We start from the raw sequence: 21,909 nt of genomic DNA on the forward strand, positions 1-21,909 counted from the left end.
CTTCATAAGGTTCGAATATATGGAATAACCAAATTATAACAATAGAAAGGAGTTGATTACATGCCAGAACAACAATTCGCAAAGGTAGCACATGATATTGAACGATCAATTAAGGTCGCATTGCTTAATCGAGATATGACTCAAAAAGAGTTAGCTGAATTGATTCATGCTAATCCACAACAACTAAATAGAGCCATTAAAGGTGACATGACACCTAAGTCACGTGAACTACGTGAACAAGTAGCACGAGTTTTAAATCTATAAAAAAGAGGGGAGTAAGTAATGAACAACTTACAGGAATTTAATTTTAAAGGAAACAATGTACGAACAGTGCAAATTGATAATGAACCATATTTTGTTGGTAATGACGTTGCAAATGTTCTTGGATATTCCAGAAGTAGAAAAGCTATTCAAGATCATGTGGATAATGATGATAAATGTGACGTCCCAATTCAGGACGCCATAGGTAGAAATCAGAATACAACAGTCATCAATGAATCAGGTCTTTACAGTTTGATTCTTTCAAGTAAGTTACCAACAGCTAAGGAATTCAAACATTGGGTAACGTCAGAAGTTCTACCGTCAATCAGAAAGCATGGCGCTTATCTAACTGATTCAGCAATTGAGAATACGCTAACTGATCCAGATTATTTGATTAGATTAGCTACACAACTTAAGACAGAACGTGAAGGTAGATTGATTGCGGAGAAACAAGCTAAGGAAATGAAACCTAAAGCAATTTTTGCAGATTCAGTGACAACAAGTAATTCAACAATTTTGGTTGGTGAATTAGCAAAGATACTAAAGGGCAACGGTGTGGAGATTGGTCAAAACAGATTGTTTAAATGGTTACGTGAAAATGGCTATTTAATAAAGCGTCACGGTGCTGACTACAATTCTCCAACACAAAAATCAATGGATATGGGATTATTCAAGATTAAAGAATCCAGTCATGTAAATGGCAATGGTGTAACCGTTGTTACTAAGACACCTAAAGTAACTGGCAGAGGCCAACAATACTTCATTAACAAGTTTTTAAATATAAATGTCTTATTGGAGGTGTAACACATGGACAAATTCAATTATGTAAAAGAACTTTGGTACTTAGATTCTAAAGCTGAAATTAAAACGAGCTTACAGGAACGTCATCTGACATTCGAGCAAGCTCAAGTAGTTCTTGAAGACACTATTAGAGATTTAAACAACGAGTCAAAGTCAAGACTACTTTAAATCTGGATAATGGCCTTCAAATTGATCTAATGAATGTTTATAGGCTTCTTCAAAAATATCAAGCTTAACTGGGTCGTGTTCTTCATTGCTAGAAATTACAGCGGCTTGTGCAAAAGCCATTGCCATTTGATGTTCACGTTCAGAAACCATATTCTTTTCGCCTCGAATGTATGTGGAATAACTAAATTATACCAGCATAAAGGAAGTGAATTACATGCAAACAAGACCGATTGAAATACTACTAAGTGAACAACAGTTAACAGGTATTCAGAATCAAATTTATTCAAAAGTTTCAGAAGCAGTTGAGCAATCAAGCCAATCAAAAACTTGGATGAAACAATCAGATTTACCTAAATATCTGCCTATTTCAGATAACACAATTCGAGAACATTTGAAAGACCTGCCGTTCCATGTCGTAGGTGGCACAAAGTTTTACAACAAAAATGAAGTAGATCAATTTCTATTAACAAAATAAAAACAAGCGTGGGAGCAAAGTTTTATGAGAAGCATATCAATACCAGCTATCGTGTGGGTGCCAGTGGCAGTTTGGTTCGTTACATACGAGCTGACTAAATTTCATGGTATTAAAGGTTGGCTGAAAGAAAATACAGACTTTTATATGTAAGGAGGGATGTTATGAATGCATTAAAAAAAGCCATTACAGGAATACATGAGTGGCTTAGAGATTTCGATTTTGACTGGGAAGTAGTGGGAATGATCCTACAAGGAATATCAGTACTTTGCTGGATCTATATTGCTTTCTTCGGCAGCAATTAGGGTTTTACGGTAATCTTTTAATTTCTTGTTCTTGATAACGGTATCGGCATAATCAATTTTAACTTTAAATTTAAATTTTTTATATGGTGTTTTTATTATCACACGTTCTTTTCTCGTCTTATGAGTATCACTTTTTTTATCCTTATAAAAAAAATAAAGTAGTGAAAGATTTACAACATCATAGCAATCTAATCTAATTGGAAACTTATGTTTAGCACTAGGTATTAAAAGAAGCAATGGTTGACCCTTAAATTCTTTAGAAGGATTTTTAAATATTAATTCATCATTCAATTTAAATCCCTTTTTTAATTCAATGCTTTCAATAGTTATAGGGAGGTTTCTTTCATTCTTAATTACCAATGAAATAGCAACTAAATCTGTAGACTTTGCAATGCTTTCGGAAGAAGTAATTGGGTTAGACTCAACAATTAATTTTGAACTGTTAGCCCAATATGAATCAAAAACTTTATCTTTTTCACAACCTAGTTTCGGTTTTTTTAATAGATATCCAATTGCCTGAAGCGACAATCCCAAAGTACCTGTAATAGCACCAATCATAGCAACAAAATTTGTTGGAGCATCAAAACGCATTATAAATTCCCCCATAAATAAATTAATTATATCAGAGGAGGTAACCATATGAACGAAGATTATCCAAAACTAACAAGCAAGAAGTACGATCCAATTCGTGACACTGAACCATACGATGTCATGATTGATGACAAACTGACGGGAGATGAACCACGTGAATGAAGACATTGTTCGAATTGACCAGGCTTTAAAACGATTGTCCACGATTAGCGAGACTATCGGATATGCCGATTGCAATAAGGAAATCATTAGAAACAACATGGTCTTAGCTACAAATGATGATGATGCAGAAGCATATTCTAACGGTCTGGAGCGAATGGAAGAAAGTATTGAAGACTATGAACATGAGCGAGAAAACGCTGTACAAGATGTCAAGGATGCATTCGACCACTATTACTCATAAGGAGGTGAGAGCATGAACGACTTAGAAAAGCTAGTTGATCTATCTATTCAATTCGGACAGATGAGGGTTCTAGTTAATCGTGAACCGACTCACTGGTACGTACATGAATTTCTTAGATTAGCTGGCGAAATGAACGAACAAAAAAAGTCGCTCTCAACGGCAATTGAGAACGACAAACTAACTATATTAATCAACAAATCAATTATATCACAGAGGGAGAATGAATAAATGGCAACATTATATGAATTAACGGGTAGTTATCATAAGTTACTTGAATTATCAGAAGATACAGACCCAACGCTTTTCAGTGACACGATGGATTCTATTACAGATGCTATCGAGGATAAGGCCGTTGGTTACGCAAAGGTTGATAAAGAGTTAGATAAGGACGAACAAGCATTAAAAGATGAAGCTAGTAGGTTATCAGCACGTGCTAAATCTATTGCTACCAATCGTAAGATTTTAAAGCAAAACTTACAAGAGGCTATGGAAACTACAGGAAAAACTAAGATCAAAACAAATGAATTTACTATTTATATTCAAAATAATGCTCCATCTGTGAGAATTCCTGATGAAAGTTTGATTCCAGCTTACCTAACTAAAACTGTGGTAGCACCAGACAAAACTAGAATCAAACAACTATTAAAGGAAGGAAAAGATGTGCCTGGTGCTGAATTAAGTGTCAGTTCATCTTTACGGATTAGATAAATTGAAGGAAGTTTGGAAACCGGTTTATGGATTCGAAAGGCTATATGAAGTTTCAAATAAAGGCAATGTAAAAAGTTTGTATAGGTATAAAAAACGTCTTGTTCCTTTCAAACAGAAAAATGGATATCTCTCTATAACTCTTTATAAAGACGGTAAAGAATACTTTAAATTGGTTCACAGACTAGTTGCACTATCTTTTATTCCTAATCCTAGTAACAAAAAACAGGTAAACCACATTGATGAAAATAAAACCAACAATTGTGTCGACAATCTAGAGTGGATGACTCCCAAAGAAAATATGAATTATGGAACAGCAAGAGAAAGAACTAATAAGTCACAAGGACAATCGGTTATTCAAATGGATCAATTTGGAAATATAATCGGACACTTCGACACTGAAAATGAAGCGGCCATTTTGTCCGGTGCAAATAGATATAAAATTTCCGCTGTAATCAATGGTCATAGAAATTTAGCCGGTGGATATAAATGGATGAAGGCAGGTGAGTAGCAGATTGTTTCAATTAAGAGACTACCAACTTGAAGAATTAAATAAGATTTATGATTCTTTCAATCATGGACATCGTTCAATAATTGTACAATCCCCTCCCTAGAACTGGGAAAACAGTTTTAATGGCTGAAATCGCCCGCCGAGCGACTGACAAGGGCAACCGTATTTTATTTGTTGTCCATCGTAAAGAAATCGTGGATCAAGTTGTTTCGACATTTAAAGCACAAGGCGTTGATATGTCACTCGCAAAAATAGGAATGGTTCAAACAATTACTAGACACGTAGACAAGTTAAAACCACCCTCAATTATATTTGTCGATGAAGCACACCATGCGCTCGCTAAGAGCTATAGACGAATACTTGATAAATTCCCACAAGCCTTAAAACTATTGTTCACAGCTACGCCATATCGATTGAATGGGCAAGGATTTGAAGACGTTGCAGATGATTTAATAATTGGCAATCCTATCAAACAATTGATTAAAGAAGGATTCCTGGCGCCAGTTGATTACTATGCACCTAAACAGTTAAATTCATCGCAATTAAAGGTCAAACGTAATGGAGAGTTTGATGAAAAATCAATTGAAGATGCGTTCAAACCGAAAGTTTATGGCAATGCCGTTAAAACTTTCAAGAAGTTAGGTGGTAATAAACAGGCTATTGCATACACCTACAATGTGGCAAGTGCTGAACGATTAGCAAACGAATTGAATGGTAATGGAGTAGTAGCAAAAGCCGTTAGTGGTAAGACACCTAAAGATGAACGGGATTCAATTATTAATGATTACCGAAATGGAAAAATTCAAGTAGTAACCAATGCTGAACTTTTCACAGAAGGTTTAGATCTACCGAATGTGGATGTGGTAATTATGCTACGTCCTACGCAGTCACTATCACTCTATTTACAATTTGCAATGCGCTGTATGAACCCACGCAAAGGTAAGACAGCAATCATTATTGATCATGTTGGAAATGTTAATCGTTTTGGACTACCGACAGAGCCGCATAATTGGACGCTAGAAGGTTCTAAAAAAGGCTCTAAAAAAGGCTCTAGTGAAGCCGTCAAGCCCGTTACAGTTTGCCCCAAGTGTTTCTCGACATTCTATCGAAAAGGCGATACATGCCCATTCTGTGGAGCAAACTTGGTAGAAGAAAAAGAATTAGAAGTAGTTGAGGACGCCAAACTTGAAAAGGTCAAAGAAGAGCGTGTTCGCAAAGCCAAGCTGATCATGGAAGATAACATAATTAGTAACGTTGCTGACAAACGAATTAACGATTTAAAAAACATTGAAGAAGTAAAAGCGTACGCAAAGCTTAACAATTATAAGCCAGGTTGGATTTACTTTTACGGAAAGAAAAGAGGATTCATTAAATGATGCGTAGTACAGAAGTTTTAGTTGAAGACATTAAAAAGCTTGGCTATGAGACAGGTTTCGGTTCAAGCAATCCAGATAGACCGAATCAACAATTATGGGTATACAAGCCAAGTAATTCACATCCAATAGCTAAAGTTTCATTGATACTCAATTGTCGAGTCAACACAATGTTTAACGGTGTTGGTAAGAATGAAACAAAGTTACTTAAATTATTAGTTAAATATTCAATCAGGGGGAAATAATGTCAATACTACCAGTTAACGAACCACATACGCCGATTGACACACCACGCAATTTCTTCATATATGGTGCCACCATGTCAGGCAAGAGTTACTTAGCAGAACACTTTCCAAGTCCATTATTCCTGAATACTGATGGTAATTCATTAGCACAATCAGCGCCAGCCATCCAAATCAGGAACATCAAGAATGCTAATGGACGTGGATTAAAACAAAGTATTATCACGCAACTAGATGAGATAATTCGAGCATTACAGAATGAACATCATACATATGAAACAGTAGTAGTAGATGTTATAGATGATGTCTGTGTGATGCTAGAACAAGCCATCTGTGCTGATGAAGGAGTTCAAACATTGGCAGATATTGGATATGGTAAAGGATTTTCAATGTTCAATACTGTATTGCAAGAAATGGTAATGGATCTAAAAGCATTGCCTTTGAATGTAGTTTATATCAGTCGAGCAATTACTGAAGGCGAAGGAATTCAAGCACATGAAATTCCTAGTCTTAGAACTAAGTATTATAACATTGTAAATGGTAATGCCGACTTAGTTATTTACACACAACGAATTGGTAAGAGATATATCCGCAAAGTCACAGATAGACGTAAAGAGTATATCCGTGAACAGATTGATGACCCTAAAATCTTAAGGATTTTGGATAATGTACCAGGTGTTTATGATAAGCCGGTTCAAACATCAATTTCAGAACAGAACAAAATTATTAAACAACAAGAAGAACAACAACAAATTGAGGGAGATAAATAATTATGAGTTTATTAGATGCTAAAAACAACGCTTTAAGAGGATTCGATGCTAAAAATGATGATCCAAACGCAATGGAACAATTGCCAAGTGGTGATTACAAGGTAATTTTTAAAGGACTTGAACATAAAGCGTCAGCTAAAGGTTGGGAACACTTGATGATCACTATTCAAGTTTTAGAAGGTGACCACTCTGGAGAAATGGACTTCAATAGATTCTCACTAGAAGCACCAACACCAGATAACATCGTGTCAGCAAGTATCAAATTGATTGCTAAATTATCCGTAGCATTAGGATTCACATTAAAAGATGAAGACTGGGAAAACTATGACACCCTAGCTTCCGCATTTGAAAGCTTTAAAGGCAATGCAGTCGAAATGAATCTAAGTGTTAGACCTAACAAGAAAAATCCTGATTTTCCTTACAAGACTTACAATTTCAGCGGTATTCCTGATGATCCATTCAATGCTAAGAATGCACCAGAAGTTAAAGATAGCGATTTACCATTCGGAAATACACCGACAGATAGAATTAACCAAACGCCAGACAATTCAGATAGACCATTCTAGAACATTAATCAGTGCAGTATCACTTAAAAGTATGCCAAATGGGTGGGATGCCCAATAGGAGGGAACATGAAAAATTTAGTTAATTATGCTGTTGCCTATGCAGAAAAAGGTTTGAGTGTTCTCCCAATGTTTGATAAGAGACCACTAGTTAAATTTGCAGACAAGCCAGCATTTACTCCTGAAGAAATTAAAAAATTATGGAATAAATTCCCGTATGCGCAAATAGCAATCAGGACCACTAACTTCTTTGTAATTGATATCGACAAGGCTAAAGCACACGGACATGACGGTTTCAAATCTATTAAAGAGTTTGAACATAAAGATCTATTAGTACCAACATTGGAACAAGAGACTGCATCAGGCGGTAGGCAATTGATATATTTCAAACGTCCTGATGTTGAAGTTAGCCAGCATATTGGATGGTTACCAGGTGTGGACATCAAAGCACATATTAATAATTATGTTTTGATAGCTCCAAGCGAGAATAAAGGACATCAATACAAGTGGTTGAATCACAACCCTATTGTTACTCCTAGTCGTGAATTAATTGAACTGATCAATAAAAAGCCAGTTGAAAAGGATGACTACGATCCTGGTAATTATAAATTCAATGACGATAAAACGGCGACATCAGAATTGTTTGAATCAATCGTTAACGGATTAGGCGAAACAGGTGGCAGAAACAACGCCTTAGCGAGTTTTGTAGGCGGGCTACTATTCCGTAACGTGGACGTTAAAGCTACGTATAAGCTAGCCAAAACAGCTAATAATAACACTCCAAAATCATTACCACCTAATGAATTTGAAAGAACATTTGAATCAATGGTAAAAAAAGAAATTAGACGGAGAGGAGGTACTAAATGAGCTTAGAAAATGAAATCGATACATTAGCAGAAATGCAAAAAAAGGGCGGTAAGAAAGTAGTTAACATGCCTATCCCATTTGAACTTAATTCTAATGAGAATCCTAAGGCTAATAGTTTAAGAAACGTTGGATTGATATTAGAACGAGATCCAGTGTTAAAAAATATCTTTGCATTCAATGATTTCACTCACGAAATCGGAGTAGTTAAAGATGTACCCGAATTGAATATCAAGAAAGGCCAAATGATTGATGATTATGACCCAGCAATATTGAGATACATAGAAGATCATTACCACCTTTTGTTCAACCGAAATCTGTTTCAAATGGCTGTAACCAACGATGCACGCCAGCGGACTTACAACCCAGTAACTGATTACTTTGATTTCTGCTACACAGAATGGGACGGCAAGAAACGAGTTGCCGATTTCCTACCTAGATTCTTAGGCGTAGAAAAATCAGAGATAACAACATTGATAACTAAGTTATTTTTCGTTGGTGCCGTCACAAAAGCATATGAGCCAGAAACAAAATTCGACTTTGTTCTTGATCTAGTGGGAGGACAAGGAGCCGGTAAGACAACATTCTTAATCAAAATGGCTAAAGACTGGTATACAGACCAATTTGCAGATTTTAAGGATAAAGATGGTTATTCGATCATGTTAAGAAGCTTGATTGCTAATGATGATGAAATGACTGCCACAAACAATAGTAGTTTTGAAAGTTTAAAGAAGTTCGTTTCGGCTCAAGAATTGGAATTTAGACCACCATACGGCAGGAAATCAATCCGCTATCCTAAGAATTTTGTATTAGCCAGGACAACCAATGAAATGACTTATTTAAAGGATCGTACTGGTGAACGTAGATTCTTGCCGGTTAAGGTGGACGAATCACGTCAAAAGGAAACACCGTTTTATGATTTGACCGACAAAATTATTGATGAAATGTGGGGAGAATTCGTTAGCTACTATCAACACGATTTCAGTTTTGGACTTACTAAGAAACAAGAAAAAATGTTAACGAAACATCGTGAAGATTTCATGTATGTGGATGAAGTAGAAGAAGGAATTGATGAATTTCTTCAAGAAACAAGTGAGACATTCTTAAGCAGTAATCAGATTGGTAAATATCTTGGCGAAGACAATTTAGTCAAAAATCGCAGATTATCAAAAAAGATTAAATATGTAATGGATAACAAAGATGATTGGGAATATGTAAAAAACCCAAAACGTGGATATAAGGCACTAAATAGGCACTAATAGGCACTAAAAAACGGCTTAGTGCCTAAGCTGTAAACTTAGAGCGACAAAGGATATATAGATATATAGGCACTACAGGCACTAATTATATATATAGGTTTATATATTACTTATCTATAAATGTACAAGGGTATAGAGTTTTTAGTGCCTAGTGCCTAAATCGGGGTAAAATCCTTGGGAGAGTAAGAAAGCATAGTGCCTAAGTTAGTGCCTGCTAGTGCCTAGAATTTTAAGGAACGTTGATATAACAGCGTTTATATAAGGCACTAAAAAGGAGTTATATGAGAGAACAACAAATACAGAACGATATTCGTGTTGCAGTTAGTCAAGATCATTGCCGAATATTTAGAGCAAACGTTGGAAAAGTAATGATGAAGAACGGGCGGTGGTTTGATACAGGATTTCCACCTGGTTATCCAGACCTACATGGATACAAAATCTCTAACGGGAAAATGTTTTATATCGAAGTTAAGACACCAACTGGAAGACCTAGACCAGACCAAATACAATTTCATAATCAATTGATGTGTGATGGAATCATTCACGGTATAGCACGTTCGCCAGAAGACGCATTAAAAATAATTGATGAGGAGCTAGTGGGTTATGGATTTAAATAAAAAGAGACTATACGACAATTTAATTGATGATTTTGCCTATGTAAATCGTGAACTAATAAATAAACAATTAGATGGCGAGATTCCTAGCAGTTTTGAAACATCAAAAGCAGCTGCTATCTTAGTTGCAACATGTAATCACAATTTAGATTTGGGACAGTTATCAAGTTATATTAGATAGCAATCAGCACTAAAACCACAACATATCACAAATATACATCATGACATATAGAGGAGAAAATTATGACTAAAAGACAGTTGGATAGTAAATACAAGGACTTGGTTAACTATGTGAGAGAGAATCTTGATGGAAAGTTTTTAATCGAAATTATTAATGATTTCGCAAGTGAAAACTCTGATATGACGATAGGCATTTTGGATGATTTGAATTTAGATCCTGATGATATTGAATTTGATGAAATAATTCAAATTATTACTGATATCTATAACAACGATTATGAATTGGATGAATCTAAACACGCGTATAGATTGAATGACATTGATGCCGTTGATGGCGCCATATACGTAACACTTGTACGAGGATTCTTTTACTTTTCGACATTTTACGCTCCACATAATAATCCAACTCAGAAACTAACTGATGAACAGTTTCAAAAATTTTTAAGCCGGTTTCCTAAATTTACAGCTGATATGTTTCAACGTTTGGAGGTATAACTAATGGAAATTACACGAGCGCGAAACGCACTAAAAATGGCTACAGATTGATTAAATTGGAGGATTAATTATGAGAATTTTAAAAGGTTACAGCAAAGAAGTACGAAAAGAGCTTAAAAATATTAAAGGATATACTTATCCACTTGCACTTTTAACAGATGAGGATTTTGAAGATACTTGTCCAAACTTAAACTATCTAATTAGAAATATTGATGTTGAAAATGATGATAAACAAACGTTGCAAGACATTGCCGATTATATTAATGACAAAGCAGACTTTGATGAGCAATTATATTATGTGAGATTTGCTAGTGATCCTGATTTTTCATATTTGAATCGTGGCATAAAAGATGATCATTTATTTATTAGTAATAAAGGCAATTGGAGTGGGTATCAAACAAAATTCACAATGGATGAAATTGAAGATCTTGGTGATAAATATGTACCATTTGCTATTCCAGTTAGTGAGGTAAATGAATAATGACAGAAGAAAAAAGAATTATTAATTGGAATGCTGGCATGCAAAATGACTTTCATTATTTAGCAACCGACTCTGAAAATGGCGCATGTCTACTTTATAATTTCATGAGCGTTGACGACGAAGATTATCCTTCATTAGGAGATTACTTCAATCCATTGAGCGATGAAAATAAAACGCAATTCGCTCAAGATTTAATTGACCTTTACACTGGTAAGGCTAAATTCTCAGATAAAAAATATTATGTTCATTTGATTGAAGGCGATGAATACTCTTATCTAAATATCAACTCGGAAGGGGGAGCAGAGTTAGGTACTAAATTTGGATTTGGTCATTGGAAAACTAAGTTCACAATTGACGAAGTTGCTGCTATGAATCCACAACTTGTACTATTTATGGAAGAGGTAGAGGACTATTAATTATGACGGATGATAATTTAGCAGTCTATCAAATGCGAGAAAATAGATATAAGAATAAAGAAATAGCAGCTGCTATGCATAAAGAGCTTTTTTATATAGAAGACATAATATGTCAAAATAACAGGATCGGTAAAAAATTATATAGAGAAGACGATGAATGGCAGCGATCGAATGCCAAAAGGAATAAGCACGGGTTCAAATAGATTAAATAAAAAAAGCCACTCACAAAGTGAGTAGCTAATTAATTGGTTCAAGCAAATCAATTATATCACAATGTGGAGGGCTATATTAATGGGGTTATTTCCAGAATTAAATGAAGATCAAACAATTAAAAACGTTAAATACTATTTTGAACACGAGTTTCCTAGATTAAAAGCACGTGCACATATGGATATAACGTCTATACAGTCCCCTAGTTTTGAAAATGTTGGGAGTGCTGGAAATACTATTAATACTCAAGAAAATAAAGTTATGGATCAATTGAGAGCACAGGAATTGGTTGTTGCTACTTATAAGACAATTAAGAATTGCCCCGACGATTATAGATACAAAACTATTCTTAAATATCGCTATTTATATGGCCAAAGTAATATCGATACCATGGAGGTGGCAGGATATGCTTCAACAAGATATAATGAGTGCAAAAATAATGCATGTTTATATTTTGCCGAAGCGTTTGCAGATTATTATACTATGCAAGTTTTCATTTAAAAAAAGCGGTCAAACAGCGGTGTAACAGCGTTCATCGACCGGAAAGCAATTGATGTATATTAGTAGCATAGATGATTGGCAGAAATACTAATTGTCACCCTCATTACTATGTTAAATTGCGTATTGGCATTCGCATTTAACCGACATTGTAGGAGAGTGTGGAAACTCTCTTACTTCTGTGAGAATGTGTTGGACAAATCAATAGAGACCAAGCAATATAATATAAACGCTCTGATTGATTTCGGGTTCAATTCCCGATTCTTACATTGTGAGTGTCAGCTCACACTATTGTATTTTAATTTTAATTCCTCCTTTATTTTATTTTGATGACTGGCTGTTGATCCAGTCATTATAGTTTGATAGCTCAATAGGTTAGAGCAACCAACTTATAATTGGTAGATATAGGTTCAAGTCCTAATCAAACCATTGGCCGGCGGAAAAACGGTCATAAAATATAAAGGAAAACCTCAACTTTCCTTTTTGTAAATAACAACAGTAGCTAGTGGTGCAAAGGGTAACGCTAAATTTTGATGATGGTGCATGGTTCGATTCCATACCTGGCTATATATTAGCCGTGAAGCTTATATTAACTATTCGTACGTTAGTTGACATTGCGATAATGTGAAGCAGACGTGTAACTCACAAGGCTAATTGTAGTGTGGTAGCTTCTTAATTGAAGCGCTCTTTAAGTAGAGGGATAAACCGTGGGTTCGAATCCCACTCACACTATATTAAAACTGAACGCGTACTTAGTACGCTACTAGCTGATAGGTTAATTCCTATCGGCTTTTTATTTTGGAGGAAACAATATGTTAAAGATTAAATATTATTATTTTGAAAAAGGTTCATTGGTTTCAAACGATGCTTACATTAACCCTAATCTTATTTCGTCAATTACTAAAGGATATAAAAAGTATAGGAAACTTTATTACGTGAATATTGATGGACATACTTATTCAGTTAAAGAAAAGAGTTTAAATAAAATTTCAGATTATTTAGGCTATAAGTTTAAGTTGTAATCGGAGGCATAAATATGAAAGTAATCATACATCCTAATGAAGCACCAATTATATATGACGACTTAGGTAAACGTATTGAGGGAATATATAACTTTGATTATCATTACGTGACTGAGGGTGCTAACTCTAACCCTTCTGGTACTAATACTATGAGTCTTTATTACTGGTCCGATGATGATATTAACTACCAAAGCATGTTACATCAAGGCTGGGATAAATATAACAGTAAAGAATATGTGACTACACCAAAGGTTAAACCACAAGGAATACTTCATTATGTTCCCAACAATTTTAATGCGTATCTTACTAAAGGAGACTTTGAGGTGCTTGAGAAGATAAAACATGATCGTTCTATTACCAGAGAAAACAGTATTCATAATGACCTTCGTTAGAAGATGTAAGCATAGTGGCTGTCATAACTTAGTGAGTGGTAACAGTCCATTCTGTAATGAACACGCAGCAGACCTATCAGCATATGAAGAGCGCATAGCGAAGCAACGCTCACACATTAAGAGACATCAGCAAGAGTACAATGCTACTGCTCGTGTTGCTAATGGTGAACGCAAGAAGCGTGACAGCTTCTATCACTCAAGAGAATGGAAGCACATCCGATTGTCTGTACTTGAGCGTGACAACTACGTTTGTCAATACTGTTATCGCTTTGGAATCGTGAGACCAGCTAATACAGTTGACCATATCGTACCAGGTCAAGTAGCGCCGGAGCTTATCCGAGACACTTCTAACTTAGCTACAATCTGCCGTGGATGTCACAGTCGTAAGACAGATTGGGAACACAAGTTTTATCACACAGGATATAAAAACAATAATCAAAAAATACAAAAAGATATTTTATTAAAAGATATTTCAGAATTACCGAACTTTTCAAAATAGACCCCCGCCTAGTGTCTCTAGGGAGACAGCTCGCATAGTGGGCATGAGCTTTAAAAAAAGTCCGAAAATTAAACTTTTAACGTAGGAGGTGAGAAGTTGAACCCAAGAAACGCAGGTAGAAAGCCTAATTTAGCTGTTGTAGACCCACGACATCCAGAACAAAAGGCACGTCAAACTGCCGTCAAACAAGCTAGAAAAGGGCTTAAAAAGCTACCTAAGCGAGCACCAAGTTATCTAATGCCAGAAGCTAAGAAATTGTGGAAGACATTAGTGCCAAAACTAGAATCAGTCGGATTAGTTAGTGTTCTAGATCAAACTAATCTCGAATTATTCTGCACACAGTATGCTATGTACTTAGATGCAGTCAATAGTATTTCAGAACATGGTCAAGTTTACATGGATGAGAATGGAAATCTTAAAAAGAACCCAGCCGTTGGTATTGTTGACAATTGTTCGAAGGCTTTAAGAAGTTTAGGTATGACTTTGGGAATTGATTTTAACTCTTACTCTCAACGTATAGGAGTTAACGGAAATGATTCTAACAGCATTGACATTCAAAAAGAATTAAAGAAGTTTGGGGGTCAGTAGATGGACTTATCAAAAATAAAGCGCAGTCAACGGCCACTTGAACTTCTGAAAGAATATCAATCGAGAGATTTCAGTGATATTAAAGCAAAGTATAAAGACGAAGGTACAAAATATGCTTTTAAAGTCCTAGATTTGGAAGTTATTTCTGGTTACAATATGAAACTTGCAGCATATAGACAATTGCGAGACCTTCAATGCGTTGAAGATTCAACTTATAGCTATCCTTATTACTATGACGTTGAGAAGTGTCAACAAGTTTTAAACTTTGCGGACATTTGTCCCAACGTTGATACAGGGGAACCAGTTCCTTTAATGGACTGGCAAAACTTTATACTTTGCTTAATGTTCGGTTGGCGAGAAATCAAAACAGGAAATAAACGTTATGGTTCGGTTATTATTTCTGTTGCTCGTGGACAAGGGAAAACTTATTTAATGTCTATCATTGCTTGCTATTCGTATTTAATTGAAACTATGGGACTGGATAATCAGGATCTCATGGTTACTTCAAACATTACTGATCAGGCAAGAAAGATCTATGGCTATATTTCAACGATGATGAATAAAATCATTGATAAGAATGTCGTATTTAATGAATTAAAGAAACAAACTGATTTAGATGTTCAATACAATAAAGTGATCCAGCGCAAAACTAACAATAGGTTATTACAACTATCAGCGGAGAGTGGTAAGTTTGATTCTTACCACTTTTTGTTTGCTGTCTATGACGAAGCTGGAGAAACTAATCACTCTGTTGTTACTAGTAAAATTACATCCGGTCAAGTTAAAGTTCCTAATTCGCAGTTCACTCAAATTTCTACTGCTTATCCCGATTCTACAGTTCCTTTTAAACAAGAGGAAGATTCTATTATTAAGATTATGGAACGTGACGATCATGAAGAAGGCGACCGTAAGTTAGTTTTAATTTGGGCGCAAGATAGTGAAGATGAAATGAACGATCCTGAAACTTGGGCTAAAAGTAATCCTTTACTATTACTACCAAGCGAGCATGATAATTTAATGTCAGGTTTGAAACAGGAACTTGATGATAAGCGCTTGTCGGGTGAGGAGTTTAGATTTGCTAATAAGAATTTAAATCTATGGTTAGACTACAAAACTAATTCATATATTGATTTAGACGACTGGGAAGCTACTACTTCTACTACTGATTTTGATATTAAAGGTAAGGACGTATACATCGGCTTTGATGCCAGTCTTACATCCGATAACACTTCATTAACGTTCATCTTTCCTTATAAAGAGAACGGCATGGAACGGTATCATATCATGCAACATTCATTTATTCCGTGGAAGTTAATGGGTTCCATTTCAGCGAAGGAAAAATCAGATGGTATTGAGTATCGTAAGTATGCCGAACTAGGCTATTGCACCATCACTAATAATGAACGTGGACTTATTAATTTAGATCAAGTCTACACGTGGCTTATGACATTCGTAGAGAAAAATAAATTAAATGTATTGTTCTTTGGTTATGATGCTTTAAGAACCAACAATTTCACTCAAGCATTAAACGACAAGACAGACTGGAACATTATGCCTATTAAACAAACATCATATGTTTTAACTGAATCAATTAAATACATTCAGGATAGTTTCTTTCATAGAAATATTTCACATGAAGATGATGAAATTATGAAAAAAGCGTTAATGAATGCTGATGTTGGTGAGAATAGAGCAGGTATGGAGATTGGAAAGTCCAAGCAGTCATTAAAGATTGATGTGGTTGATGCTTTGATTGATGGAATGTATCAAGCAATGTATTACTTCAATGACATGCGAAATCGTGACGACCCGCTCTCTAGATATTCTGATGATGATATTAAAAAATATTTGAATTCAGGTAAATTTAGTTTTTAAGAAGGGAGACCAATGGTTAAAAATCTAATAGCAAGATTTAATATTTTTAAGCGCTGGCTTCTAATTAATTTAGATACAGTGCTTTTTTTATTGGCAATTTTAATTGTTGATATAAATACATACCACTTTGGAACGATGATTGGTAACTATGTTTTGGGTGCCACTTTAATAATTGTTTCATTGATTTTGAATAAGCCTACTAAGTAACCGCCTACTATAGAAAGGAGGTGAATAAATGATATTTAGATCATTAAGACCGTCTAAGGAACCTTATACAGCATTGGGCAGTGGATATACAGGATTAGGTTATTCAATTAAAGATAACAAGATTGTTTTTAATTCTGATTTTGTATCTGCTAGGGATGCTTTAAAAAATTCCGATGTATTCGCAGTTGTAAATAAATTGGCAGAAGACATGGCTAGTGTACATTTTAAAACTAATAATCAATACACAAATAAGATTTTAACTAATCCCAGTCAATTAACTAATAGTTTCTCTTTTTGGCGATCAATGTACGCTCAAATGTTGTTATCTGGTAACGCCTATGCATTAATCTGGGGCGATAAATCAGGTAGAAGTGATCACTTAGAATATTTGAAACCATCACAAGTTGACATTTATAAATCGGCAGATGGGACTCAACTAACCTATAACATTAATTTTCCTGATACAGAAGAGCAAGACTTGAATTCAGTTCCTGCTAGTCAAATTATTCATTTAAAAAGTGTTTCGCTAGATGGTGGTTTGATTGGTATTTCACCATTACGTGCTCTATCTAAAGAAATGCAACTTCAAGATGCTAATAAGGGTTTAGCGCTAGGTGCTATGAAAAATGGTCTTAACATAACTGGCCTTTTAAAAATCAACAAAGGCGGATTGCTTGAAGGCGAAACAAAAGACAGTGTTCGTAGAGCTTTCGAACAACAGGCGGAAAATGGACATATTGTTGTCCTTGACGACTTGGAGGATTATCAATCATTAGAAGTTAACCGTGATATTTCTAAGCTACTCTCTTCCACAGATTGGACCAGTGAACAGATAGCTAAGGTCTATGGAGTTCCCCAGGATTATTTAGGAAGTGAATCAGAACATTCAAATATTGAAATGGTAGCTATCCAATACGCTCAAACAATTGGTCGTTATATTCGTGGAGTTGTTTCAGAATTCAAGCAGAAATTAAATGGTGAGATTGACTACGATGTTAATGCCATTTCTGATATTGACGGGCAACAAGTTGAAAAACGTGTTAGAGGGCTTGTTACCGATAGGGTTATTGGTTATAAGACCGCTCAAAAGATTTTAATTCGTAGTAACTCTGATCTGTTGACTAAAGAGGACATCGTTTCTGGTGATGTTCCGTTTCAATCGGGAGTATCTAAACTGAAAGGAGGTGATAATACAGATGACAAAGAAAACAATGGAACAAAGAGCAATCAATGACAGCAATTTTAAAGTTGAGAAACGCTCAGAAGATGATAATTTCAATACGTTGTCAGGGTATGCAATTGTTTTTGACCAACCAAGTGAAAACTTAGGCGGATTCATTGAGTACGTTGATCGTTCAGCATTAGACAATGTGGATATGAGCAACGTACAACTACTTTATAATCACAATATGGATAACATTTTAGCAAGAGCGGATAGCAGCACTTTGTCACTTTCAGTAGATGACAGAGGGCTGTTTTTTAATGCTCAAATTCCTAACACCACGCTTGGCAATGATGTTGCTGAAAATGTTAGAAATGGTAATTTAAAAGGCTGTAGCTTTGGTTTCACTATAGATGGTGATGATTGGTCTGACTTAGATGAAGATACCGCTACAAGGCATATCACACAGATTGGCGACCTATTTGAACTATCAATAACACCTATGCCTGCATATAAAGAAACATCAGTATCAAAGCGCTCTCTATCAGAGTTTGAGAGCAAGAAAAATAATAAAGAAACGTCTAACAACATTAACGAGTTAGAACTATTAGAAATGGAGATAGATTTATATGAAAACTAAAGAAGAACTTCGTAAAGAAATTGACGAAGCTAAAGAATTTATTCGTTCAAACGATAATAAACAAGAAGATAAGGATAAAAAGGTCAATATTCTTAAGGATTTAGTTAGAAGCTTTAAACAAACACAAGACTTAGAGAACTTGTCTAACGAACTAAAGGATGACGATGAGGATAAGGAGGACCGCTCTAAGAAGTTTCCGGAACAAGGTGCTAAGCGTTCTAAGGTAACTGAAGATAAGGACCCATTGAAAGAAATGCGTTCAGCTGTAAATAATTATCTACATTCAGGCGGTACAGTTCGTTCAGACAAACTTCAATTCACAGAAGGTAAAGACAAGGATCTAATTATTCCAAGTGAACTTACACGTGACGCACTAGATGGTATTAAGTCAGCCGATGTTAAACCAACTATTCCAACTGCAATTTCATACATTCCTCAAGATGAAGTTAAAACAGTTGTTGATTTAGGAAAATTTGTAAATCACAAGTCTGTTGCTACTGCCACAGGTTCATATCCAATTCGTAAAAAGGCTACTGCTAAGTTAAACACAGTTGCTGAATTGGAAGAAAACCCTGAACTTGCTAAACCAAACTTTACAGATGTTAAGTTTGCTGTTGAAACAAGACGTGGAGCTGAACCAGTATCACAAGAATCAATTGATGATTCAGCCGTAGATTTGATTCCATTCTTAGTAAATGATGCTAACGAACAAAAGGTTAATACAACAAATGCAGATATTGCAGCAATTTTTGAATCATTTGCACCGCTAACAATTAAGACACTCGATGACTTGAAACATATTAATAATATTGATTTGGACCAAGCCTACAATCGTTCAATTGTTGCCACTGGTTCATTCTATCAATGGTTAGACACATTAAAAGATGGTAATGGTCGTTACTTGCTACAAACTGATGTTAAATCTGCTTCTGGCACATCTATTTTAGGTATCCCTGTATTTAAGATTGACGATAGTTCATTCGGTGCTAAGGGCGATGCACATGCATTTATCGGTGATTTAAACCGTGCTATTTTCTATGCTGATCGTGCTCAAATTACAGCTCGTTGGGTTGATGATCGTATTTATGGTCAATATCTACAAGTTGGTACTCGTTACGACATCGTTAAAGCAGATGAAAATGCTGGCTATTTCCTAACTGTGGATACTAAGACTGCTACTGCTGCTGATACATCAACCGTAACTGCTGGTAAGTAGTCATGGCTAGTTTATTAGGTGATTTGAAGCTTAGTTTAAGGATTGATGCCGATGATACAGAAGACGACACGATTTTGAATCGTAATTTGACTGCTGCTGAAAATTATATTAAAGGCGCTGTTGGTAATGATGATGATTTGATGAAGGGATTTTATGATCTTGCAAATGTTAAAAGCTCTTATGAAATTGCTGTTATCGCCTTAGCTAGTTCATATTACACATTTAGGTCATCGGGAATTACTGGACGTGTAAACAATGTTGATATGAACAACGGTTCAATTATTGCTCAATTGCGAGGCAAGTATTTAAAAGAAAAGGAAAGACGTGAGGCTAATGGTTCAGAATATCAATCCCAGTAGATTGAAATATCGGGTTAGTTTAGGTAAAGCTGGATTTGTAGAAACTCCACAAGGAACTAATAGACCTGACTTTGAAGAAATAAGAAGTCTTTGGTGTGGTATTTATACGATGTCTATGACACAGCAAATAACATTATTGGGTTCACCAAATTCATTTGATTTAGTTCTTATCATTAGACATCAATCTGATGGATTAAAAGACGTTAAATACGTACGTTTTAAGGACCAGTTGTATCAATTAGTTGGTAGTTCCCCGGACTTTGATGATTCACCACGTTCATTTGACTTAATAACTTTAAAAAAGGTAGATAAGATTGGAATTTCTTGATGGTTTAGAAAAGCTTGATAGCGAATTGTCAAAACTCTCTCTCACTCCTAATCAAAAGAAACTAATGACTAAAGCTGGTGCCGAAGTTTATAAGGAAAGTCTTAGAAATAACTTGAACAATAGTCTACATAAAGGTCCACATTCACGCAGGTCAAATATAAAGTTGGTAGATGATATCGGACTTAAATATAAGGCTGGTGATGGTGCAACTTATGTGGGCTTTAAAAATACAGCTGGTCATTATGGCTATTTAGCTAGATTTTTAAATGATGGTTATATGGCTCATGGTGGTAAGGGTGCCAGAGAGCACACCACTAAATATGTTACGGGATTGCATTTTCAAGAACGAACGATCAATGAAACTAAGACTTTGATATTAGCAGCAGAAGTAAAAAAATATAAAGAGATGTTAGGAGACTAACATGATTGCAAAGCAAGTTAAGGATATTTTGCTAAAACGAGCGGATGAGTTGAAAATTAACCCGTCCTATTTTTTTACCCAAAATATTCCCCAAGATTACACAGAAGTTGACGAAACAACGATTCTTATATCTGAGATTAACAGCATCTACTCAGGTCGAGCTAGTGATGTTTCTACCACTAAAGAAAGCAGGATAGAAATACAGATTTTCTATCGTGGAGATACTAGCCCAGATATTACAGAATCAATAATTAATCAAGAATTAGAAAAAAATTGGTTCTATCAATACGACTCGTATCCGGACGTTGATCCAGATACGGGCTTTTTGACTAGAACCATGAAATACGAAAAAACGGAGGTCATTTAAATGGCATTATCAGGTTTTGAATCAGCACGTATCGGTATCTATACCGATAATACTGAAACAATTGACAAGGACAATATTTTTACAATTGAACCTAAAGAAAAGGGTTCAGTAGTTAGTGCAACAATTTCAAATTTATCACCAACTATCACACCCATTTATGGGTCTGATCAAGAATGGAAAGCAGGTTCTAAGGGACATGGTGCTATTTCAGTAGCATTTATTGCCAATGCAATTCCACAAGAGATCAGACAAAAGATTTTGGGAATGACAACTTTCGATGGTGGTATTTCGGGTATTGGTAAGAAAACAGAATCACCATATTGTGTTTTTGAAATGATTTCACATGACGCAACAGATGAAAGCATGGGCGCTCATTTAGCTTTAGTTAAAGGAACATTCCACCTTACTACTGTTGCTCCAAAAACAAACACAAATACAACTGTATATGATCAAGAGCAACTTACATTTAGTGCTACTGATCGTGATTCCGATGGTTTTGCATACTTTGAAGTTTTGGAAGACGAAAAAAATTACGATGCTAGCAAGTGGGAAACAAAAATTTTTGGTATGCCACTAACAACAAATGGTGCCACTCCTGCTCCAAGTACTTCAGGCACATCATCTGCTCAACAAGGATAGAAGGGAAAGATT

The 21,909-nt window shown here is 35.4% G+C and carries 38 protein-coding genes and 2 tRNA genes; 38 read left to right on the top strand and 2 right to left on the bottom strand.

Annotated elements, in window-relative coordinates:
• The first annotated feature begins 60 nt into the window (after positions 1–60).
• From BTM29_RS07780 to BTM29_RS12810, 3 genes are read left to right on the top strand one after another with little or no spacing between them, the layout of a single operon-like run.
• The gene (locus BTM29_RS07780; protein WP_076615752.1) at positions 61–264 is read left to right on the top strand and encodes a helix-turn-helix domain-containing protein; all 204 of its coding nucleotides are present in this window, start codon (positions 61–63) and stop codon (positions 262–264) included.
• Between the two features lie 18 nt (positions 265–282).
• Entirely contained in the window at positions 283–1,065 is a 783-nt protein-coding gene (locus BTM29_RS07785; RefSeq protein ID WP_076615755.1) for a phage antirepressor, read from the top strand.
• A 3-nt stretch (positions 1,066–1,068) separates the two neighbouring features.
• Positions 1,069–1,230, top strand: a complete 162-nt coding sequence (locus BTM29_RS12810; protein ID WP_157886445.1) for a hypothetical protein — start codon at positions 1,069–1,071, stop codon at positions 1,228–1,230.
• On the opposite strand, the gene BTM29_RS12815 is transcribed toward BTM29_RS12810, so the two are convergent.
• Complete coding sequence (locus BTM29_RS12815) at positions 1,222–1,380, bottom strand: hypothetical protein (protein ID WP_157886446.1); 159 nt, start codon at positions 1,378–1,380, stop codon at positions 1,222–1,224. The genes BTM29_RS12810 and BTM29_RS12815 overlap by 9 nt on opposite strands.
• 64 nt (positions 1,381–1,444) lie before the next feature.
• Between BTM29_RS12815 and BTM29_RS07790 the strand changes: the two genes are divergently transcribed.
• Both BTM29_RS07790 and BTM29_RS13075 read left to right on the top strand, forming a co-directional pair.
• Positions 1,445–1,705 (top strand): MerR family transcriptional regulator, encoded by a 261-nt coding sequence (locus BTM29_RS07790; RefSeq protein ID WP_076615759.1) that lies wholly within the window; start codon positions 1,445–1,447, stop codon positions 1,703–1,705.
• Positions 1,706–1,729: 24 nt separating this feature from the next.
• Positions 1,730–1,855 carry a hypothetical protein gene (locus tag BTM29_RS13075; protein WP_257787684.1) on the top strand — a complete coding sequence of 42 codons (126 nt, stop codon included), beginning with the start codon at positions 1,730–1,732 and terminating at the stop codon, positions 1,853–1,855.
• A 107-nt stretch (positions 1,856–1,962) separates the two neighbouring features.
• Here BTM29_RS13075 and BTM29_RS07795 read toward each other — a convergent pair whose 3' ends face one another.
• Positions 1,963–2,598 (bottom strand): hypothetical protein, encoded by a 636-nt coding sequence (locus BTM29_RS07795; RefSeq protein WP_076615762.1) that lies wholly within the window; start codon positions 2,596–2,598, stop codon positions 1,963–1,965.
• Positions 2,599–2,743: 145 nt separating this feature from the next.
• On the opposite strand from BTM29_RS07795, the gene BTM29_RS07800 reads away from it, so the two are divergent.
• The 33 genes from BTM29_RS07800 to BTM29_RS07955 all read left to right on the top strand — a co-directional run bounded on the left by BTM29_RS07800 (position 2,744) and on the right by BTM29_RS07955 (position 21,897).
• Positions 2,744–3,001, top strand: a complete 258-nt coding sequence (locus BTM29_RS07800) for a hypothetical protein (RefSeq protein ID WP_125673037.1) — start codon at positions 2,744–2,746, stop codon at positions 2,999–3,001.
• Between the two features lie 12 nt (positions 3,002–3,013).
• Entirely contained in the window at positions 3,014–3,229 is a 216-nt protein-coding gene (locus BTM29_RS07805; protein WP_076615770.1) for a hypothetical protein, read from the top strand.
• Positions 3,230–3,709 (top strand): siphovirus Gp157 family protein, encoded by a 480-nt coding sequence (locus BTM29_RS07810; protein ID WP_076615774.1) that lies wholly within the window; start codon positions 3,230–3,232, stop codon positions 3,707–3,709.
• Positions 3,681–4,217, top strand: coding sequence for an NUMOD4 domain-containing protein (locus BTM29_RS07815; RefSeq protein ID WP_083685954.1), 537 nt, complete (start codon positions 3,681–3,683; stop codon positions 4,215–4,217). The genes BTM29_RS07810 and BTM29_RS07815 overlap by 29 nt, the downstream gene beginning before the upstream one ends.
• A 122-nt stretch (positions 4,218–4,339) precedes the next feature.
• Positions 4,340–5,593, top strand: coding sequence for a DEAD/DEAH box helicase (locus BTM29_RS07820; protein WP_076615778.1), 1,254 nt, complete (start codon positions 4,340–4,342; stop codon positions 5,591–5,593).
• A complete protein-coding gene (locus BTM29_RS07825) occupies positions 5,590–5,835 on the top strand; it encodes a hypothetical protein (protein ID WP_076615781.1) in 246 nt (81 codons plus the stop codon). The genes BTM29_RS07820 and BTM29_RS07825 overlap by 4 nt, the downstream gene beginning before the upstream one ends.
• On the top strand, positions 5,835–6,602 hold the full coding sequence (locus tag BTM29_RS07830) for an AAA family ATPase (RefSeq protein WP_076615784.1): 768 nt from the start codon (positions 5,835–5,837) through the stop codon (positions 6,600–6,602). Before BTM29_RS07825 ends, BTM29_RS07830 begins: the two co-directional genes overlap by 1 nt.
• Before the next feature lie 2 nt (positions 6,603–6,604).
• A complete protein-coding gene (locus tag BTM29_RS07835) occupies positions 6,605–7,168 on the top strand; it encodes a DUF669 domain-containing protein (RefSeq protein ID WP_076615787.1) in 564 nt (187 codons plus the stop codon).
• Between the two features lie 66 nt (positions 7,169–7,234).
• Positions 7,235–8,032 carry a bifunctional DNA primase/polymerase gene (locus BTM29_RS07840; RefSeq protein ID WP_076615790.1) on the top strand — a complete coding sequence of 266 codons (798 nt, stop codon included), beginning with the start codon at positions 7,235–7,237 and terminating at the stop codon, positions 8,030–8,032.
• Positions 8,029–9,288: a virulence-associated E family protein gene (locus tag BTM29_RS07845; RefSeq protein ID WP_076615794.1), complete on the top strand. Its 1,260-nt coding sequence runs from the start codon at positions 8,029–8,031 to the stop codon at positions 9,286–9,288. The genes BTM29_RS07840 and BTM29_RS07845 overlap by 4 nt, the downstream gene beginning before the upstream one ends.
• 281 nt (positions 9,289–9,569) lie before the next feature.
• Complete coding sequence (locus BTM29_RS07850; protein WP_076615797.1) at positions 9,570–9,905, top strand: VRR-NUC domain-containing protein; 336 nt, start codon at positions 9,570–9,572, stop codon at positions 9,903–9,905.
• Positions 9,892–10,083 carry a hypothetical protein gene (locus tag BTM29_RS07855; protein ID WP_076615800.1) on the top strand — a complete coding sequence of 64 codons (192 nt, stop codon included), beginning with the start codon at positions 9,892–9,894 and terminating at the stop codon, positions 10,081–10,083. The genes BTM29_RS07850 and BTM29_RS07855 overlap by 14 nt, the downstream gene beginning before the upstream one ends.
• Positions 10,084–10,145: 62 nt before the next feature.
• Positions 10,146–10,577, top strand: a complete 432-nt coding sequence (locus BTM29_RS07860) for a hypothetical protein (protein ID WP_076615803.1) — start codon at positions 10,146–10,148, stop codon at positions 10,575–10,577.
• Between the two features lie 70 nt (positions 10,578–10,647).
• Positions 10,648–11,058, top strand: coding sequence for a hypothetical protein (locus BTM29_RS07865; RefSeq protein WP_076615806.1), 411 nt, complete (start codon positions 10,648–10,650; stop codon positions 11,056–11,058).
• Positions 11,058–11,474, top strand: coding sequence for a hypothetical protein (locus tag BTM29_RS07870; RefSeq protein ID WP_076615808.1), 417 nt, complete (start codon positions 11,058–11,060; stop codon positions 11,472–11,474). The genes BTM29_RS07865 and BTM29_RS07870 overlap by 1 nt, the downstream gene beginning before the upstream one ends.
• Before the next feature lie 2 nt (positions 11,475–11,476).
• On the top strand, positions 11,477–11,677 hold the full coding sequence (locus tag BTM29_RS07875; RefSeq protein WP_076615811.1) for a hypothetical protein: 201 nt from the start codon (positions 11,477–11,479) through the stop codon (positions 11,675–11,677).
• Positions 11,678–11,765: 88 nt separating this feature from the next.
• The gene (locus BTM29_RS07880; RefSeq protein ID WP_076615814.1) at positions 11,766–12,185 is read left to right on the top strand and encodes an ArpU family phage packaging/lysis transcriptional regulator; all 420 of its coding nucleotides are present in this window, start codon (positions 11,766–11,768) and stop codon (positions 12,183–12,185) included.
• A gap of 354 nt (positions 12,186–12,539) precedes the next feature.
• Positions 12,540–12,611 (top strand) — tRNA-Ile (locus tag BTM29_RS07885).
• Between the two features lie 229 nt (positions 12,612–12,840).
• Positions 12,841–12,914 (top strand) — tRNA-OTHER (locus BTM29_RS12820).
• An 80-nt stretch (positions 12,915–12,994) separates the two neighbouring features.
• On the top strand, positions 12,995–13,204 hold the full coding sequence (locus BTM29_RS07890; RefSeq protein ID WP_076615816.1) for a hypothetical protein: 210 nt from the start codon (positions 12,995–12,997) through the stop codon (positions 13,202–13,204).
• Between the two features lie 14 nt (positions 13,205–13,218).
• Complete coding sequence (locus tag BTM29_RS07895; RefSeq protein WP_056950744.1) at positions 13,219–13,596, top strand: hypothetical protein; 378 nt, start codon at positions 13,219–13,221, stop codon at positions 13,594–13,596.
• A complete protein-coding gene (locus tag BTM29_RS07900; RefSeq protein ID WP_076618830.1) occupies positions 13,583–14,095 on the top strand; it encodes an HNH endonuclease in 513 nt (170 codons plus the stop codon). The genes BTM29_RS07895 and BTM29_RS07900 overlap by 14 nt, the downstream gene beginning before the upstream one ends.
• Positions 14,096–14,191: 96 nt before the next feature.
• Positions 14,192–14,683: a phage terminase small subunit P27 family gene (locus BTM29_RS07905; protein WP_076615819.1), complete on the top strand. Its 492-nt coding sequence runs from the start codon at positions 14,192–14,194 to the stop codon at positions 14,681–14,683.
• A complete protein-coding gene (locus BTM29_RS07910) occupies positions 14,684–16,558 on the top strand; it encodes a terminase large subunit (protein WP_083685957.1) in 1,875 nt (624 codons plus the stop codon). It begins immediately after the preceding gene.
• Positions 16,559–16,570: 12 nt separating this feature from the next.
• Positions 16,571–16,765: a hypothetical protein gene (locus tag BTM29_RS07915; protein WP_054642048.1), complete on the top strand. Its 195-nt coding sequence runs from the start codon at positions 16,571–16,573 to the stop codon at positions 16,763–16,765.
• A gap of 28 nt (positions 16,766–16,793) precedes the next feature.
• Positions 16,794–17,999: a phage portal protein gene (locus BTM29_RS07920; RefSeq protein ID WP_076615820.1), complete on the top strand. Its 1,206-nt coding sequence runs from the start codon at positions 16,794–16,796 to the stop codon at positions 17,997–17,999.
• A complete protein-coding gene (locus tag BTM29_RS07925) occupies positions 17,962–18,567 on the top strand; it encodes an HK97 family phage prohead protease (RefSeq protein ID WP_076615822.1) in 606 nt (201 codons plus the stop codon). The genes BTM29_RS07920 and BTM29_RS07925 overlap by 38 nt, the downstream gene beginning before the upstream one ends.
• Entirely contained in the window at positions 18,557–19,783 is a 1,227-nt protein-coding gene (locus tag BTM29_RS07930; protein ID WP_057892382.1) for a phage major capsid protein, read from the top strand. Before BTM29_RS07925 ends, BTM29_RS07930 begins: the two co-directional genes overlap by 11 nt.
• Before the next feature lie 2 nt (positions 19,784–19,785).
• Positions 19,786–20,142: a head-tail connector protein gene (locus BTM29_RS07935; protein WP_076615824.1), complete on the top strand. Its 357-nt coding sequence runs from the start codon at positions 19,786–19,788 to the stop codon at positions 20,140–20,142.
• Complete coding sequence (locus BTM29_RS07940; protein WP_076615827.1) at positions 20,117–20,470, top strand: phage head completion protein; 354 nt, start codon at positions 20,117–20,119, stop codon at positions 20,468–20,470. The genes BTM29_RS07935 and BTM29_RS07940 overlap by 26 nt, the downstream gene beginning before the upstream one ends.
• Positions 20,457–20,891 (top strand): HK97 gp10 family phage protein, encoded by a 435-nt coding sequence (locus BTM29_RS07945; RefSeq protein WP_076615829.1) that lies wholly within the window; start codon positions 20,457–20,459, stop codon positions 20,889–20,891. Before BTM29_RS07940 ends, BTM29_RS07945 begins: the two co-directional genes overlap by 14 nt.
• 1 nt (position 20,892) lies before the next feature.
• Positions 20,893–21,258 (top strand): DUF806 family protein, encoded by a 366-nt coding sequence (locus BTM29_RS07950; RefSeq protein WP_076615832.1) that lies wholly within the window; start codon positions 20,893–20,895, stop codon positions 21,256–21,258.
• Positions 21,259–21,897, top strand: coding sequence for a major tail protein (locus BTM29_RS07955; RefSeq protein WP_076615835.1), 639 nt, complete (start codon positions 21,259–21,261; stop codon positions 21,895–21,897).
• Positions 21,898–21,909: the final 12 nt, after the last annotated feature.

The sequence above is a fragment of the Companilactobacillus allii genome, from assembly GCF_001971585.1.
GTDB lineage: Bacteria > Bacillota > Bacilli > Lactobacillales > Lactobacillaceae > Companilactobacillus > Companilactobacillus allii.